Origin of the sequence: Photobacterium kishitanii (assembly GCF_003026355.1) — a bacterium.
GTDB lineage: Bacteria > Pseudomonadota > Gammaproteobacteria > Enterobacterales > Vibrionaceae > Photobacterium > Photobacterium kishitanii.
In genome coordinates, this window is the sequence record NZ_PYON01000005.1 from 246,610 (window position 1) to 263,321 (window position 16,712).

The 16,712-nt window shown below is 35.5% G+C and carries 19 protein-coding genes; 7 read left to right on the forward strand and 12 right to left on the reverse strand.

What is annotated here, in order from left to right; genetic code table 11:
* Positions 1–561: 561 nt before the first annotated feature.
* The 4 genes from C0W29_RS08285 to C0W29_RS08300 all read left to right on the forward strand — a co-directional run bounded on the left by C0W29_RS08285 (position 562) and on the right by C0W29_RS08300 (position 3,637).
* On the forward strand, positions 562–1,590 hold the full coding sequence (locus C0W29_RS08285) for an OmpA family protein (protein ID WP_045045255.1): 1,029 nt from the start codon (positions 562–564) through the stop codon (positions 1,588–1,590).
* Positions 1,591–1,796: 206 nt separating this feature from the next.
* Positions 1,797–2,225, forward strand: a complete 429-nt coding sequence (locus tag C0W29_RS08290) for a hotdog fold thioesterase (RefSeq protein ID WP_045043019.1) — start codon at positions 1,797–1,799, stop codon at positions 2,223–2,225.
* A 5-nt stretch (positions 2,226–2,230) separates the two neighbouring features.
* Positions 2,231–2,467 (forward strand): DUF3389 domain-containing protein, encoded by a 237-nt coding sequence (locus C0W29_RS08295; protein WP_045043018.1) that lies wholly within the window; start codon positions 2,231–2,233, stop codon positions 2,465–2,467.
* Between the two features lie 171 nt (positions 2,468–2,638).
* Entirely contained in the window at positions 2,639–3,637 is a 999-nt protein-coding gene (locus C0W29_RS08300) for an outer membrane beta-barrel protein (protein WP_045045287.1), read from the forward strand.
* Between the two features lie 128 nt (positions 3,638–3,765).
* Here the strand turns inward: C0W29_RS08300 and rodA are convergent, their stop codons facing one another.
* On the reverse strand, positions 3,766–4,857 hold the full coding sequence (rodA, locus tag C0W29_RS08305; RefSeq protein ID WP_045043017.1) for a rod shape-determining protein RodA: 1,092 nt from the start codon (positions 4,855–4,857) through the stop codon (positions 3,766–3,768).
* Between the two features lie 256 nt (positions 4,858–5,113).
* Here rodA and C0W29_RS08310 point away from each other — a divergent pair, with 256 nt between their 5' ends.
* Positions 5,114–6,019: an ROK family protein gene (locus C0W29_RS08310; protein ID WP_045045256.1), complete on the forward strand. Its 906-nt coding sequence runs from the start codon at positions 5,114–5,116 to the stop codon at positions 6,017–6,019.
* Between the two features lie 116 nt (positions 6,020–6,135).
* Here the strand turns inward: C0W29_RS08310 and C0W29_RS08315 are convergent, their stop codons facing one another.
* From C0W29_RS08315 to C0W29_RS08330, 4 genes are all read right to left on the reverse strand, one after another.
* Positions 6,136–7,296, reverse strand: coding sequence for an MFS transporter (locus tag C0W29_RS08315; RefSeq protein ID WP_235604170.1), 1,161 nt, complete (start codon positions 7,294–7,296; stop codon positions 6,136–6,138).
* Between the two features lie 553 nt (positions 7,297–7,849).
* Positions 7,850–8,806 (reverse strand): ribosome biogenesis GTPase YlqF, encoded by a 957-nt coding sequence (gene ylqF, locus C0W29_RS08320; protein ID WP_036792397.1) that lies wholly within the window; start codon positions 8,804–8,806, stop codon positions 7,850–7,852.
* A gap of 291 nt (positions 8,807–9,097) precedes the next feature.
* Positions 9,098–9,583, reverse strand: coding sequence for a macro domain-containing protein (locus tag C0W29_RS08325; RefSeq protein ID WP_045045257.1), 486 nt, complete (start codon positions 9,581–9,583; stop codon positions 9,098–9,100).
* Complete coding sequence (locus tag C0W29_RS08330; RefSeq protein WP_045045258.1) at positions 9,580–10,524, reverse strand: hypothetical protein; 945 nt, start codon at positions 10,522–10,524, stop codon at positions 9,580–9,582. Before C0W29_RS08330 ends, C0W29_RS08325 begins: the two co-directional genes overlap by 4 nt.
* Before the next feature lie 462 nt (positions 10,525–10,986).
* Here C0W29_RS08330 and C0W29_RS08335 point away from each other — a divergent pair, with 462 nt between their 5' ends.
* The gene (locus C0W29_RS08335; protein ID WP_045045259.1) at positions 10,987–11,652 is read left to right on the forward strand and encodes an inovirus Gp2 family protein; all 666 of its coding nucleotides are present in this window, start codon (positions 10,987–10,989) and stop codon (positions 11,650–11,652) included.
* A gap of 108 nt (positions 11,653–11,760) precedes the next feature.
* Here C0W29_RS08335 and C0W29_RS08340 read toward each other — a convergent pair whose 3' ends face one another.
* From C0W29_RS08340 to radC, 5 genes are all read right to left on the reverse strand, one after another.
* Complete coding sequence (locus C0W29_RS08340) at positions 11,761–11,970, reverse strand: hypothetical protein (protein WP_045045260.1); 210 nt, start codon at positions 11,968–11,970, stop codon at positions 11,761–11,763.
* A gap of 154 nt (positions 11,971–12,124) precedes the next feature.
* A complete protein-coding gene (locus tag C0W29_RS08345; protein WP_045045261.1) occupies positions 12,125–12,880 on the reverse strand; it encodes a WYL domain-containing protein in 756 nt (251 codons plus the stop codon).
* A gap of 114 nt (positions 12,881–12,994) precedes the next feature.
* Positions 12,995–13,444 (reverse strand): DUF2787 domain-containing protein, encoded by a 450-nt coding sequence (locus tag C0W29_RS08350; protein WP_045045262.1) that lies wholly within the window; start codon positions 13,442–13,444, stop codon positions 12,995–12,997.
* Between the two features lie 62 nt (positions 13,445–13,506).
* Positions 13,507–13,932, reverse strand: coding sequence for a DUF2787 family protein (locus C0W29_RS08355; protein ID WP_045045263.1), 426 nt, complete (start codon positions 13,930–13,932; stop codon positions 13,507–13,509).
* The gene (gene radC / locus C0W29_RS08360; protein WP_045045264.1) at positions 13,929–14,399 is read right to left on the reverse strand and encodes a RadC family protein; all 471 of its coding nucleotides are present in this window, start codon (positions 14,397–14,399) and stop codon (positions 13,929–13,931) included. The genes C0W29_RS08355 and radC overlap by 4 nt, the downstream gene beginning before the upstream one ends.
* 175 nt (positions 14,400–14,574) lie before the next feature.
* On the opposite strand from radC, the gene C0W29_RS08365 reads away from it, so the two are divergent.
* Positions 14,575–14,757 carry an AlpA family transcriptional regulator gene (locus C0W29_RS08365; RefSeq protein WP_045045265.1) on the forward strand — a complete coding sequence of 61 codons (183 nt, stop codon included), beginning with the start codon at positions 14,575–14,577 and terminating at the stop codon, positions 14,755–14,757.
* Between the two features lie 750 nt (positions 14,758–15,507).
* On the opposite strand, the gene C0W29_RS08370 is transcribed toward C0W29_RS08365, so the two are convergent.
* The gene (locus C0W29_RS08370) at positions 15,508–16,038 is read right to left on the reverse strand and encodes a hypothetical protein (RefSeq protein ID WP_045045266.1); all 531 of its coding nucleotides are present in this window, start codon (positions 16,036–16,038) and stop codon (positions 15,508–15,510) included.
* On the reverse strand, positions 16,031–16,712 hold a 682-nt coding region (locus C0W29_RS08375; protein WP_146147149.1), incomplete at its 5' end, for a helix-turn-helix domain-containing protein. The genes C0W29_RS08370 and C0W29_RS08375, both read right to left, overlap by 8 nt.

Consider the following 16,712-nt stretch of genomic DNA (forward strand, 5'->3'; position numbering starts at 1 on the left):
AATGCTTGAACACGTAAATCAGCTAAAAACAACAAAAGGATTTATTTAATAAAGGTATATGTAATAAATCCCTTGAATGCATGAATGAAACCATTTTACGTTGTAATAACATAAAGAGAAATAGTAGTGAATTAAAATCCTATTAAAAGCACATCAGTGGTATTTGTTTTGTGTATGTCATTGCAAGTATACATATCAAATTCCTTTTTGGAATTGGTTGCGATTTTGAGTGTATTGTTATGCTTGAGTTATTATAAATTGATATATTTACTTCATTTTATAGTGATAAAGGTAATGAATTAAATGCTTTTTAAAAATAAATATAATACCTTTTTGAATAAAATCAGCAAAATCGTTTTTTATTTATACCTTTATTATCAATGTGTTGTGTTTTTTATTTGGTGTTAATATTTATTTATTCTGGATTTTTATTTTTTCTTTTGTTAACTTTAATTATGTTTTTTTGAACTTAAATATAAAAATATGGTCGCGAATTATATTTCTATGTTGAGATATCGAGAAAACAGCAGTAGTGGTAATAAGTATAATAAAGGATAAATAATGTCTAAAATGAATTTGGTAGTTTTACCTCTTGCACTTCTTGTTTCTGGTGCCGTAAATGCAGCAACTGTAAATCCATACTATGTGGGTGCACGTGCTGGTGGTGTTCATTATGCTGATTTAGATGCTAAAACAGGCAATGATCATTGGAACCCAAGTCAAGTAACTTCAATCGATAGAGATGATTTGGCTGGTGGTATTTTCATGGGTTACAATGTAACACCATGGTTTGCTGTTGAGACGGGTTATACTTGGCTAGGCGAAGTAAAGCTTAAAGAAGCTAACGCTAAAGTTAAGCAGCAAGCAATTGACTTAGTAGGTAAATTTACTTACCAAGCAACTGATGCATTAGACTTATATACTAAAGTTGGTGGCGCATGGCAGTTCTCTCATATTAAAGCTGAAGGTTTATCTGATCGTGATGATAGCTTGATCGCTACTGCTGGTCTTGGTGCTGAATATCACTTTACAAACAACCTTTCTGCACGTGCTGAATATCAGTACTACCACGATATGGAAGTGAAACCTGCAGAGACTAAAATTAACTGGGATGCACATTACTACGGTGTGAGCCTTGTTTACGGTTGGGGTGCTCCAGCAGCCGTTGCTCCTGTTGTAACTGAAGTTGTTGAATCTACAACTATTCAATTAGAGCCTATTTCTGCGGCAATGCCATTCGCATTTGATAGCGATAAACTATCTGCAGAAGATAAGCAACGTCTAGATCCAATCGCACAACGTCTTGTGAACTTCCCTGAAGCACAACTTGTTGTTATTGGTCATACAGATAGCACTGGTGCAGAAGCATACAACCAGAACTTATCTGAGCAACGTGCACTTACCGTTGCAACATACTTAACTAAGCACTTCAACATTGATCCTAGCCGTGTATCTGCGGAAGGCCGTGGTGAACTAGACCCAGCAGCATCGAATGATACTACTGAAGGTCGTGCTCAAAACCGTCGTGCTGATGTAACGACTCCTGGTTTTGACATTGAACAAGCGGCTGCAGCTGCTGTTGTTCAATAAGTATTATTTAATGGTATTTTAAAAAAGCGCCAGATTGGCGCTTTTTTTATGCCTAAAAACCATGATAAGTGGAGTATCAATATTTTATTGTGGTTATTCAACTTTATAACGGGAGTATTATTTTCTCTGACGTATCGAGAGAGTGTTATCATGTCGGATTCATGAATTAGGTAGATGTTAGGCATAATAAATAAGCGGAGAATATTATGGCGATTTGGCAGCGACCGTTTACGTTAGCACTTTTTAATCAGACCTCTAAAAATACATTAGTCGAACATTTAGGCATTGAATACGTTGCTGTCGATGATTCATCGCTATCAGCCTCTATGCCTGTCGATTCTCGTACGCATCAACCACTAGGGATGTTACATGGCGGGGCTTCTGTCGTATTAGCCGAAACATTAGGTTCATTGGCTGCGAATTTTGCAGTAACTAGTGATTATTATTGTGTTGGCTTAGATATTAATGCGAACCATATTCGCGCCGTTCGTAGTGGTTTTGTTACGGGGAAGGCGACACCATTACATCTTGGTGCGACAACACAAGTATGGCAAATTGAAATTCGAGATGAACGTCAGCGTTTAGTGTGTACTAGCCGTTTGACGATGGCCGTTTTAAAACATAAAAAGCAGTAAATATAATGATCATTACTTTTTCTCAAGGCAAAATTATTGCGACTCAACATGAGGTTGTTATTCGTATTGATGGCTGTTGTCGAATAATGATGCAGGCCCAAGTAGACGAATTAACATTAATCGGTGGTGCTAATGTGATCACCGCTGTTGGTAGCGGTTTAAATTGGTCAGTTAAGTTAGATACAGATGAACAACTTCAGCAATTAGCCACTGAAATAGGGATTGCAATCACACATCATTAACTGCTTGGGTGTTTAGTTGTATTTTATGAGCGAATAGTAATACGCGTCGTGTCGGTGTGATTTTATTTTTATTTACCTATGACAAATAAATACTATTTTGGCATTATTGGTGAGTCTGCATATAATTGCATCCAGAACTTATCTAATATTAATCACTATAAAGTAAATAGTATGTCTAATAAATATTTTGCGCTTTTACCGCTCGCTGTTCTTATTTCTGGTGTTGTCCAAGCAGCACCCGCTAATCCTTACTATGTTGGTGTTCGTTTAGGCGATGCTAACTATTCTCATTTTGAACAGAATGGCCATACCTCTAACCTTGGTTTGAAACACAACGACCTTGGGGCAGGTATTTTTGCTGGTTATAATATTACACCATGGTTTGCTGTTGAGACTGGCTACACTTGGTTGGGGGATGCACAGTTTAATCATCAAAATATTAAACAACACGCTTTTGATTTAACGGGTAAGGCAACATGGCATCTTAATGATAGCTGGGGTCTCTTTGCTAAAGCTGGTGGTAGTTATATGCTAACGGCTTATCATGGTAATGGTATTAGTGATACTGATGATCATCTTGTAGGTACCGTTGGTGCTGGTGTTGAATATCAATTAACCGATCATTTATCAACGCGTCTTGAATACCAGTTCTACCATGATTTATCCTCAAAACCACGTGGCACTGATTTAAGCTATAAATTTAATACTAATTTCTACGGCTTAAGCTTGGTTTATAACTGGGGAGCAAAGCCAGTAGTGGTTGATACTATTGCGCCGGCAATGGCACAGACAGTGACGATTGAGCCTTCAACATTATCATTAGGTTATGGTGTTAATCAGTATAAATTAACGGCTGCTAATGAAAAAGCATTACAGCCAATGATGAAGCGTCTAACTCGTTACCCAAGCGCTAAAGTTGTGGTGACTGGTTATACTTCAAATACAGGTACTGTGGCTTATAACCAAACATTATCTGAGAAACGTGCTCATGCTGTAGCTTCAGAGTTAGCAAAATATGTGGCTGATCCTACCCAAGTAACAGCGCAAGGTATGGGTGAGCAACATCCGATCGCTAGCAATGATACGACAGCAGGCCGTGCGCAAAACCGTCGTGTTGAAATCACCTCTCCTGCTTTAAAAATTGCGACAGAAGCCGCTTCTGAGCGTTAAGTTTTAGTTTTCTTATTACATGGTTATTGAATTCAAACCAGAGTAATAAAAGCAGCAATAAAAAAGCCAGCTATGTTGATAATAATCATAGCTGGCTTTTTTTATATGAACACCATAAGGAACGATGATTATTTTTCTGGTGTATAAACCGGTTTTTTACGAAGACATAATGACATGATCATGCCAAATATTGCCCCTTGAGTGATAATCGCTGAACCACCATAACTAAAGAAAGGTAATGGACTTCCCATTACAGGTAATACTCCACTTACCATACCTATGTTAATGAAACTATATAGGAAGAAACTTAACGCGAAAGAGGCGCTGACTAAGCGTGCAAACGGTGATTCTGATTGATTTGCTAGCCAAATAACACGAAATGTCATGAAGGCGTAAATCCCTAATAAAAAGACGCTGCCCCAATAGCCCCATTCTTCAGCAAAGGTTGAAAAAATAAAATCAGTATGGCTTTCTGGTATAAAGCCTAAATTGCCTTGGGTTGCATCGGTCCAACCTTTACCGCGTATTCCTCCAGAACCAATCGCAATTTTTGATTGAATGATTTGGTAACCAGAACCGAGCGGATCGGACTCTGGATCAAGAAACTGTAGTACACGTTTTTTCTGGTAGGTTTCCATTACGAAATACCAAGCCAACGGTATTGTTACTCCAATGATGCCTAAAACAGTCGAAATTAACTTCCAACTCATACCGGCATAATAGAGTACAAACAGCGCGTATAGAATGGTAAAAATAGCGCCATCTAGATCGGGCTGAATAAAAATAAGTCCAGCTGGAATCGCGGTGATGAATAGGCAAATAAGTACTTTTTTAATCGTCGGACGCCCAGCTTCAGCAATGAGTACCCACGCCATCATTAATGGTACTGCGACTTTAACAAGTTCTGAAGGCTGGAAACGTATTGGTCCCAGTGCTAACCAACGTCGTGAACCATTAGTACTGTCGCCACTAACAAAAACGCCCAGTAGCAGAATAACGGTTACAATAAATAAATAAGGTGTATAGCGTTGGTAAGTTGCTGGAGATATGGCTGACATGAAAACTAATGCGCCAATTGCAAGCATGCCACGTATTAGGTGACGCTCAATAATAGGTACACTAAAGCTACTAGCGCTCCATACGGTTAATGAACTAAATGTGATCAAAAGGAGAATTGATATACAAAGTGGTATATCAAGATAAGGACGGTATTTATTCATTAAGTACTACTGCAAACCACGCGTAATTGCGCACCGATGATAAGGTAGTGCTACTTTAAAATATTATTGCTTCACTACAAGATATATTTTGCAACAGAATGTATTTCTGTTGCAGTGGCCTAATAAATGCACAAAAGTTGTACTTAAATAGCCTTAACAAGAAATATTATCGATTGAATTTTCGGCAATGTCGCAGTATTTAATATTATGTCTCAAGTATAATAACTGAAAATAATAAAATAACAGTGGAGTTGCAATGGATCGTTATTACTGGGGTGTTGATTTAGGTGGTACTAAAATTGAATGTGCAGTCATTGAGCGTAATAGTGACATTTGTGTCGTTCGAGAGCGAATCGCAACGGAAAGCGATCAAGGTTATAGCCATATTTTAAATCAAATTAAATTGTTGATTGATCGTTGTGTAGAACAATTAGGTCAGCGACCTCAAGCGATTGGATTTGGCACTCCCGGTACCTTAGATCCTCATTATGGCGTCATGAAAAATTGTAATTCCACCGCACTTAATGGCAAACCACTTGATAAAGATCTTATGTCATTATTAGGTGTAAAAGTTGTCTTAGCCAATGATGCTAATTGTTTCGCTCTAGCTGAAGCGCATTTTGGTGCCGCTAAGCGAGTAAAACCCGATGCTGAAGTCGTATTTGGCATCATTATGGGGACAGGTGTTGGCTCTGGAGTGGTTGTTAACGGTAAAGGCCTATATGGCCGCCATGGTATTGCCGGTGAGTGGGGGCATAATGTTATTGAGCCTAATGGTGCCGCCTGTTATTGCGGTCAATCAGGATGCTTAGAGACAGTGATCTCAGGCAAAGGACTAGAACGATTTTATACTGAACAATCAGGACGTGTGTTGCCGTTGCCAGAAATAGTCGCACTAGCGGCCAATAACGATCTTCATGCGCAAGCGACGATGGCAAGAATGTCGCATTACTTTGGTATTGCTGTTGCGCAGATCATCAATGTCCTTGATCCCGATGTTATTGTGATTGGTGGTGGAGTGGGAAATATCGATGCTTTATATCAACAAGCTGAACAAGCGATTTTACCGCATTTATTTAATGGTGAGTTAAACACCCTGATTGTTAAGCCAGACTTAGGCGATAGTGCGGGTGTGTTTGGTGCTGCTGCTTTAGTTAAGTAAGTCGTGGTTAACTGATTGTCATTGTGTATTGAAAGATAATAAAAAGGCGTGATAGCTATTTGTTACTATGAGTAACCAATAATTATCACGCCTTTTTTAAACAGCTTTTGTTGTACTTAGCTTGCCAAAATCTGAGGCTTACGCTGTAAGCTAGCAAACAGCATATAAATAGCTGTAGCTAATAGAACAATGAAGAAGAAGTCCATCAATCCATCTTTTTGTGCCATAAAGCTATTTGCGCCAATAGGGCCCAGTGCAGAGCCAATACTGTAACTAAATAGCATCACTTGGGTTGCAGCAACAATATAAGATGAATCCAAGTTATCACAGGCTAACGTAATCGCAATTGGGTATAACGCAAATGCTGACATACCAAGTAGTGCTAATGCGGTTATTAATACTGCGTAATTTGGTGATAAGTAAGTTAAACCCATCGCAAATACACCTAATAATGACATCAATGCTAACAGCAGTGTTTTGCTCATGCGAGTTGATAGCTTACTAATAATAGGCTGAATAACCATACCACCTAAAATAATGGCAGCCATCAACACCCCAATTTGGTTAGTTGTTAGCTCACTTTTTTTAAGAGCCAGTGGCATCAGACCGTAAATACTGCCCATTACAACACCAGAAGTAATACAACCGATAATAGCTGGCTTGCTTAAGCGTGAAATTTGCTTAAGAGACAATATTTGATGACCGCTGCTATCAGGTTGACCTTGCTTGATCAGTAGAGGCGGTAAAATAGCAATTAACAATAATGCCATAATAACGACAAAAGGAATAAATCCTTTAACGCCAAAATAACCTACTGCAAGCTGACCAATTGTCGTACCGCCATATAATGACGTCATGTAAAAGCCAAGACGTTTAGCGCGCTCTTTTGCGTTATCGCCAATCAATAACCATGATTCAACAACCACGAAAATACCAGCAACAGCCATACCGGCGATTAAACGCGCAAATAGCCATAGCTCTTTATATGGAAACAGAGGTAGCACAGCAACCGTTGACGCTAATAATGCAAGAAAGCTAATAAAGGCAATACGGTGACCTATTTTAGCAATAATAGGTTCAATCATTAATGATCCTATTAATAAGCCAATATAATAGATACTCGCTAACCAACTGGCATAACTACTATCGATGTTAAAATTTGCTAATGATAGTGGCACCAAGCTCATTAAGTAGCCTGAAGCAATTGCAAATACAGTTAGTCCTGCAACAGGCACAAGCATGCCGTTGCTTTTGTGACAAGTAGTGGTTTGTTGCACTACCGTACTCTCCACATAAATTCGGTTTAGATTATCTGTCTCTTTATATAAAAGGAATAACCCTGAAAGAGTAGTTAAACCCATCAACCAGAAAGGCTGAAAGGATGAAGAGACAGTGCTGTTTAAGTTAACTTTCGACTGAAAGCCGAGCGATTATTCACGCAACGGTAGCATGAGTAAAATGAGAAAAACTAATCCGAAACTGTGTTTTTATTTATAATATTATTGCTATAAAAAAAATGATTAGAGTTATGTTTAATCGAATGGATTCAATAGAGTAGCTACAATACAAAAACGCTGTTTATTTAATGGGTTATATTTATTACGTGGCTGAATCAATCAATTAATAATCATAAAATCATTAGTGTTGTAATTGAGTTTAATAGCGATATCTTCCATATTTAGTACGAAAAAAATTAATGATGACCAATAAAAATTTTTCTTAGGAGGTTCATTTGTCTGGGGAATAAAAAAAGCCACTTCATCTAATATAAATTAATAAAAAGATAAAAGTGACTATTAATATTTATGAAAAAAAATATCGTTTTATTATTTAGCGTTTGTTTTTAAGATAACGCTTACGACGCTCTTCTTTCTTTTTGATCTTTTCTTCTGTTTTACGCTCTGATGCAATCGCAACATTAATCAATTCTTCAGTGATCATGTCAGGATGTTCAAGGGTAATGTTACCCAACGTGCCATTACGTAGTTCATTAATTAAAATAACTGAAGTTTTGTGTAAATCGACACGACCGCCACCTTTTAAGCAACCACGCTTGCGACCGATTTCTTCTATTAATTCAATTTCAGATTCAGGAAGGTCATCATCAAGGTTATAACGTGATTTGATTAAATCAGGGTAAGCTTTAATCAGGTATTCGATAGTAAAGAAGCCAACATCGATGTAATCCATGGCGGTATCTTTAATAGCACCTGTTGCAGCTAAGCGAAAACCACTGTGCGGGTTTTCTACTTTTGGCCACAAAATTCCTGGGGTATCAGACAGTAAAATACCATTATCTAAATTGATGCGTTGTTGCTGACGAGTAACCGCAGGTTGGTTACCAGTAATTGCAACGGTACGACCCGCAAGCGCATTGATAATGGTAGATTTACCTACGTTTGGTATACCCATGATCATAGTACGGATCTTTTTGCCTGCTTCTTCACGCTGTGGCGCAAGTTTACGGCATAGATCCATGATCTGGTTTACTTCGTTTAAGTTCTCAGTAGTAATTGCAATTGCTTTTACACCTTGCTCTTTTTCAAGGTGATTAATCCAAAGTTGCGTCATTTCAGGATCAGCTAAGTCACGCTTGTTAAGTACTTTAACAACCGGTTTGCCATCATTTGTTTCACGGAATGACTTGATCAGCGGGTTTTCACTACTAAAAGGAATACGGGCATCTAATACTTCGATGATCACATCGACTTTAGGCATTGCCTCTTCTATTTCTTTACGGGCTTTGTGCATATGGCCCGGGAACCACTGGATACTCTGACTACTCATTTGATTTATATACTCTTTATTTTTGCTAGTAGCCCCATGGGGTACATCAGGGGGTACTAAAAACTTTTGTAAAAGATAGCAGTGGACATCATTTTCTATCCACACTGGTAATGCTGCGATCGCTTACATACAAATACTTATCACTGAGTTTACCATAACTGATAGGGGATGCTTGCCCGTTAATGTATTTAGACGTTACAGCGCCGTAAGCATGGTCAGTTATTGTTCAGTAGCTATTGCCCTGTGGTTATTGTTCAGGAGCTATTGCTCAGTCGCAGCTAAGGCTTGTTGTCAGATACTGAACAAGCTTTGATCAAATAAGTAAAAGCTAATATCGAGTTGTTTAAATGTAGCCTCATTACAGACGTTAATTGCAATGGTAGCCGCTTGTGCTGGTGGATAACGATAAATACCACATGAGATAGCAGGGAAGGCAATAGACTGGCATTGATGGCTAATAGCCAGTTGCAGTGAATGTCGATAAGCATTTTCTAATGCGAGTGCCGGATTTTTATGACCGTAATACATTGGTCCAACAGTATGAATAATATATTTAGCATTCAGTTCTCCCGCTTCAGTAATACGTGCTTCGCCAACAGGGCAACGAATACCGTTTATTTCAGGAACCTCATAACACGATTTTAATAAAGCTGGCCCAGCTACGCGATGTATTGCACCATCAACGCCTCCACCACCTAACATACGAGAATTAGCAGCATTAACAATAGCATCTGATATAGCGGTAGTTATATCGCCAGCAATAATATTGATTGTCATTGTTTTACTCCTAGCTCAAGTATTTTATGGTTGATAAGTGATTCTAGAATATGATTTTTAGGTACACCTTGAAGCTCTGATAATAGAGCTAATTGGTTAATGCTTTTTTGTGAAAGATTAAATGAACATTGCTTCTTTCCTACTTGTTTATCTCTGAATTTTTTCTGAGAATAGGCTTTTTTAATTGATTGGATAAAAAGTTTTTTAGTGTCTACATGAGCATCCCAACTATCAATGAGTAAGACTAGTTTATGAAAATCATTTTCAAAGCTGATATTTTTTATATCTGTTATATAGTTTGAGTTTTTAACATTATATTCGATGAAATAATTAATAGCCCACTCATAGATATTATCATCATTTGAAATTATCCATTTGAAATCATCGATTGTAATTATTTCATTCCATATGTCTCTTAATTTATTTATAAGAGATATTTTATCATTTCTATTCATTGATGATAGTTCAAAGAATTGTAGGATTAAATCATCTTTTTCTTTTGTTGAATAAGCTTTTTTATTAAAAGAGAAATAATCAAAAAAATCTAAACCTACAGAATTAGCATCATATTCATACTTTGATGTGTTAATGTATTTATAAAATAAAGTTAGAGGATTTTTATTTTGTGTTATTAAAAACCAAAGCCAGTTCGTTAATCTGCTATTGTTCTGTTTTATCCATATTAATTCATTCTCATTTAATAATGACCGATTATACAGTGCTTCTATTTCATTCAATATTTCATTCAATATTTCATTTACTTTTTCTTTATCTGTTTTAGTTTTATTTTTAATTAATACAACTGTTTTAGCTTTAATTAGAGCGGTTGATATATGGGGGTTAGTATATTGTGGTATTACATCTATTGAACTATTTGTCATAGGATGAATATAGTACCAATAAAAACTATACTTTCTTTTATTATTTATTATTAATTTCATCTTCTTAACTTATAATCTACTATGTAGTATTGATGGTGATTTTACAGTGTATTTAAAGATGGTTTTGTGATGGTTTTAGCATAAATTTAATGGCGATTTATAGTAATCATATACGGTTGGTTATTTGTGGATACTGGGGTTGTGGTAGATACAAAGTTGGAATATCTCCAGAGTAACACAGTTATGGCGTTACCGTCACTAAGGTAGACAATGCTCTCGGTAGCTTCGATGTTTTTAAAAAGCTTATTTGTCTGTATGTTAATACTAGTATGTTTAATAGTAATAAATATATTAGTTAGCTAATAACACTAATACTTAAAGTACTATCAATAATTAGATTTATATTTATTGTGATATGAATAGAACGATTACTAATACCTGTAATGTAAGTGGTAGTGATATTGGTTAAATAATAAATTACGCATGTTGTCTCTCTTATGTAATTACTAACGGAGATAAAACATGAATAACCATTTACAACAATTAAACCAAAATATAAACCCTACATATATGGGACTTGCTATCATTCCTGGTTATACGATGATAGATGACTACTTAGCTAAAATTAAAGCAGTGTTAGATAAAACTATTACAGAACACCCTAGAACCTTTGTAGTTCGATTTGATTTGCATTTACCAATACAACCTAATTGTATTGATATGCCAAATGTATATGACTCTACCGTTATATCGAGATTTATTGATTCATTTAAAGCTCATGTTAAATACGATCTTATTGCCAAGAAAAGAGAAGGAAAAAGAGTACATGACTGTACAATCAGGTATATATGGACAAAAGAAAAAAATGAATCACAGCAAGCGCATTATCATGTGGCACTATTATTAAACCATGATACCTATTTTACACTAGGTAATTATGATGGTAGTGGTAATAACCTAGCATCTAAAGTTTATTCAGCCTGGGCGAGTGCACTTGGTATCGAATATTTTTCAATTAGTCGTTATGTTCATTTTCCGCAAGATACACCTACCTATTATGTGAGCATTACTAGTTCAACATATATTAGCGATTATAATCGAGTGTTCTATCGATTAAGTTATTTAGCTAAAATAGAAACGAAGGTATTTGGTACAAAAGAAAAGAACTTTGGCTATAGCTTAAAGTAGTAAATAGTGTTTTTTTAAAGGTAATATGTGTTTTAAAAAGCATTGATTAGGAGGGGAGACCCCCTCCTTTAATTATTATGTTTTATCTGTTATGGATATTTTATTACTTTATTTTGTAGTGTCTTTTTTATTAGCTTGAGCTCTAGCGATATCACAGTATAAGGCTGGTAGGCGTTTAGTTTCTCCGTTTGCTAGTACACAGTCAATTTCAGGGCCTATAGCGCCGCTGTTACCATTAGCGCCATTAGAACCTTGTGAGGCAAATGCAATTGAAGGTAAGTTAAGCACGATCATTATTGCAAAAATTTTAAGTTTCATTTTATTTCCTATAAATTAATTGGTATTGAATAATTACGTTTATTAATTTAAATACGAGGTGTTTTATTTACGTGTTTCTCGCTTAGATTTTGTTTTACTTATCGTATTCAGTCTTGTGGCATTAAGTGCCTTATGGTGAGCTGCACTATTATGTTCATATTGTAAGTTGTGATGAGTATGGCAAATTCTCATTATTCTCATCTTTTAAAAACAGTAATTTGTAATCCACTAAATTAAAGTTAGAGGGATAATCAAATGTGAAGGTTGATACTTCTATAGCGTGAATATGGTTTACAGCTATGTGTTTTTCTCCTTGTTGTTGATAGATTAAATACAGTTCAGCATCAGCAAGAACTAAACCCAAAGGTTGTATGTTGGACTGTCTTGTAAAGTATTTATCTTCAATCGTAATTACTCGTTGATAAGCAAGTGCTAAGCAGATCCTTTCAAAGACAGAATTAAATTGAGGACATTGCATTTGTGTATGAAGATCAATGCCAACATGTACTTTTGAGCTGATGTGAAAGGGAATAAAGGTTGAGAGCGTTAGTGTTTGTATTTGGATGAATGTTGAATCAATAACAGCTGACAGTGCTTGTGGTAAGACAGAGCGAAGATAGGATTCCGCTAATCCTAAAATAATATGTTCTCTTGGCCCTAAAACGAACTTTGATTGTAGATGTCTGCTATATCCATAAGGCTTATCTCTGGTATCTTTATCGACATTAAAATAGGTTACGATAAGATCGAGATTACGTTGTATTGTTCTGATATCACGCTCGATACCTGATTGCCTTAATTCCTCCTGTAGTATTTGTGCCGTTACTTTTCGTCCTTGTGGAATTCGATTATAGAGTTCTAATGCGAGCGAGATATGCTCGCGAGTGGTTGGTTTAACTTTTTTTGCCATCTTGTAGACTCAAGCTAGCTGATTAAAAACTGTATCGTAGGTGGGCGTAGGGCATTAGATGCCTTATCAAGATAGTAACCAGTAATAAGCATATTACTGGTTGCCATACGATGATTAACAGCTGACTTTTATTTGGTCATAAGCTTCCATATCAACATAAGCTAAGAAGTTTCCTTCCCATAGTTGATATAACTCTTTTGCATCTTGCTGGTGAGTTTTAAGCGATAACCAGCCACTATAAGAAGTGAACCAACAGTTATTACTAATATCAAAATCCATACTTCTTTCTAACTCAGGGTAGTAACTGCCGAAGTACGCAAACTCAGTAATATATTCAATATTCCATTCTCCTGATGATTGTTGATTAATAGCAATTTCAACCGGACGGAACCCACCATTTTCAGCATCATAGCTAGTGTCTCTAAAATTGAAGGTATAGCGATCTGCTGACTGTTGATTGAGTTGTGTTGCTTGAGTGAGATAGTCGCATAGCGTTTGATTCAGTAGCGATTTAAGCTTATTTGAAACAGGTAATAGTGTTGGTGTGAATGAAATTACAGACATAATGAAGCCTCCTGTGGCGACAAGATATTGGTTGTGGAATAGGTATTAAAACCAGATAAGAATTAGCGCAGAATGGTTAGGCTAATATCATCGAATTGTTGGTATTGAATGTGACGCAGAAAAGCAGTGACCCAAGTATGAAACAGATCAATAACGGCTGGATGAAGCAGATCACAACGGCCACCAGCATCAGGCTGATAACACCAGTGGTTGATTAAGTGAAAATACAATTCAACATCGACAGATTTATGATGCGTGTTAATAAATGAAAAACTGGCAATAAATACCACCAGCCATTGATCACCACTTTTCTTGAGTTGTATTTCTACCGGGTGTAGCCCTTGTTTGGTTTGATAATAATCTAACGCCCTATAATTTATTACTAAGCGCATTGCTTGAACGGGGATCGTATAACAGCTCAATAGCTTTTCAAGGTGGTGATGTAATGCTAGTGGCAATTGTAATTCGCCATAATGTTGTTCAATCATAAATACCCCCGTTCAGCAAAAGAGATACACGTTTCTCCCACCACAAAATGATCTAGCACTCGAATATCAATAAGCGATAAGGCATCTCTGAGTTTTTGCGTTATCTGTTTATCAGCATTAGATGGCTCTGCAATTCCTGATGGATGGTTATGAGCAAAGATCACCGCAGCAGCATTGCAGTTAAATGCCACTTTTACCACCCCCCTTGGATATACACTTGCAGCATCAATGGTGCCAAAGAACAGCTCTTTGTACTCAATAAGGCGATGTTGGTTATCTAGCAGTAATACCGCAAACACTTCACGTTCATAGCCCGCCATTTTGTATTGCAGAAAATCTTTTGTTGCCTGTGGGTTGGTAAATACATCACCACGTAAATAGCGGTTAGCCACAATCTCTGCGGCTTTTTCTAATACTTGATTTGCTGTCATAGGAGCATGAACAACATAGTTGTTTGGTTTGTGCATAGCCTTGATTCCTTATGCTTAATGGGCTTCTACACAAGGATGATATGTGTTTGAAATTTCTTTGATTCTGGATTTAATGAGGAAGTGAAGTAATGAGGGGAGATAAGCTGGTGAACATAATTAAAAATACGGATTCCGCCAATTTGATGAATGAAACAACGTAAAGGAATTCATCATGAGATTCATCCGCTTAAAAGAAGTCATGCACGTAACAGGTTTAGGACGTTCAAGTATTTATAACTACATGGCAGAAGGGCGCTTTCCTAAAACAGTATTGTTAGGTGGCAGAGCTGTGGCTTGGGTTGAGAGTGAAATAACAGATTGGATTCAAGATAAAATAGTTCAAAGAAAGTGTTAGATTATAAGTCAGATCGTGGAGAATCTATATTCGAATATAGATTAACTCACTGTGATCACCCTCGACTCTGTTATAAATAACTTATAGTATTTATATTACGACCAAAGTCATACACCTATAAAGATATCTACTTTTTAATGATTAACTTGCAAATCGTGTTCAAAGTGAAAAATTAGAATCAAGCAACAAAATAATAACGTTATGCTAAGGTGCTTTCTTAGAGGGAAATAAATTTTTTAGGGGGAATTCTTACGGACTTTGATCGCGAGGAGCATGATGAATGCTTTGTGGTAAATAGCCAATACTGTAAAATTTACTTAATGTAATAATAAATATAAGCTATTTAGTAAAAGAGAATTAATATCTTATAGATTTTTAGAGTCAATGTAAGGTGGTCCAAGTGGATTCTAGTAGTTAACTAAATTTTTGTATTACTTTATTAGAACAGATAATTAGTAAAGTATGATGGTATGAGTCAATTTATAATCAGTAACTATACGAAGGTAACACGAAATCTACTTAAGCCACTGAAGTGGTTTTATTAAAGTTTTGTAGTGAAAAAATACTTTTTATGGATTAGTGAGAAAATACTAATTTGAGGGAGAAAGGAAGCATTTATTTCTGTTTTGTAAAAATAAAATTGAAAATAAGATAAAAAGTTGTTGTTTGCTAGGGGGGGATTAAAACTAAATATCGTAAATATAAATTATTTATATATGAGCCAGTAAATTACTGGCTCGTATAAGATGATTATTTATATATTATATCATTAAGCTCTAGTAAATTAATGATTGTGTCTTTTTTTTCATTTATTAAAGGATCATCAATCGACATTGATGACAGTATATGCAATATTAAATCAGAAAATATAATTTCATTTATATCTATTTTTTGATATTTCTTCAGGTTTATTAAAGAGTGAGGGATTTTTAATGTTTTTACGATTCGTAAGTGAGAGTAGTCTAAGTCTAAGTTTTCAGATAAATCGAATAACCCTAATTCTCCATTGTTAATTATACCTTGTCTTTCTCCATTGGTATATTTAATTGGAGAGTATGTTACGAATAGAAAGTATAGATCATGATTTGTATAAAAAATATTTCTTTGTGGGGTCGATGTTACAATTGTGAAATCAACATCGTCATTCATATGTACGATTTTTATATCTGAGTAGAATCCACCACAGTTATGATTTTTTAGTTCTAAACTGTATTTAGACAGATGGTTGAATTCACACCATTCTTCTATTGATGATGTTTCAAAAATAACAACATTATTCATAATATATTCCACATGAATTTTTAAATTCTGCAAACGAAAGACCTGTAGTTAACTTGAATTGTTTAGATGCATTAGATATTGATGAGTATCCCGCTTCGTTACATATGGTTGATATTTTTTTATTTATATTTTCTGTAGAAGATAGTGACATTTTAATGCGTTCTATACGAATATCTGTTAGCGTTTTTATAAATGATGTATTATGGACAGAGAAGGCTGATTGCAATGTGCTTCTTGATATATATAGCTGATTTGCAACATAATTTAAGTTAACATTTAATATGTTATCTTTTATTATTTCTTGTGCGTCTTCAAATATTTTTTGTTGTCGTTTAGTCGCTATAATTTTTGAATTAATATTTTCTGATAAATAGAAGTTTAGTAAATTGATTATAGTTTCTATTTTTAAATCTAGGTTTTTATCATGAGAAACTATAGATGAAATTATATCGTAAATATATTTTCCATATTTAGTTTGTTGTATTTTACCTGTAGGGATAACCATATGATTAATTTTTAATTTTTCATAAGGGATTATTAATCCTTTTGTGATTCTTGTTTTTGGATAATTAATAGTTACTGGTGATGATAAATCAAAGAGTAATAAATCAGTATTTATACTATCAGTATTTATACTGTACGATCCACTTTTACAATTTGACTCAGAGTAAGTA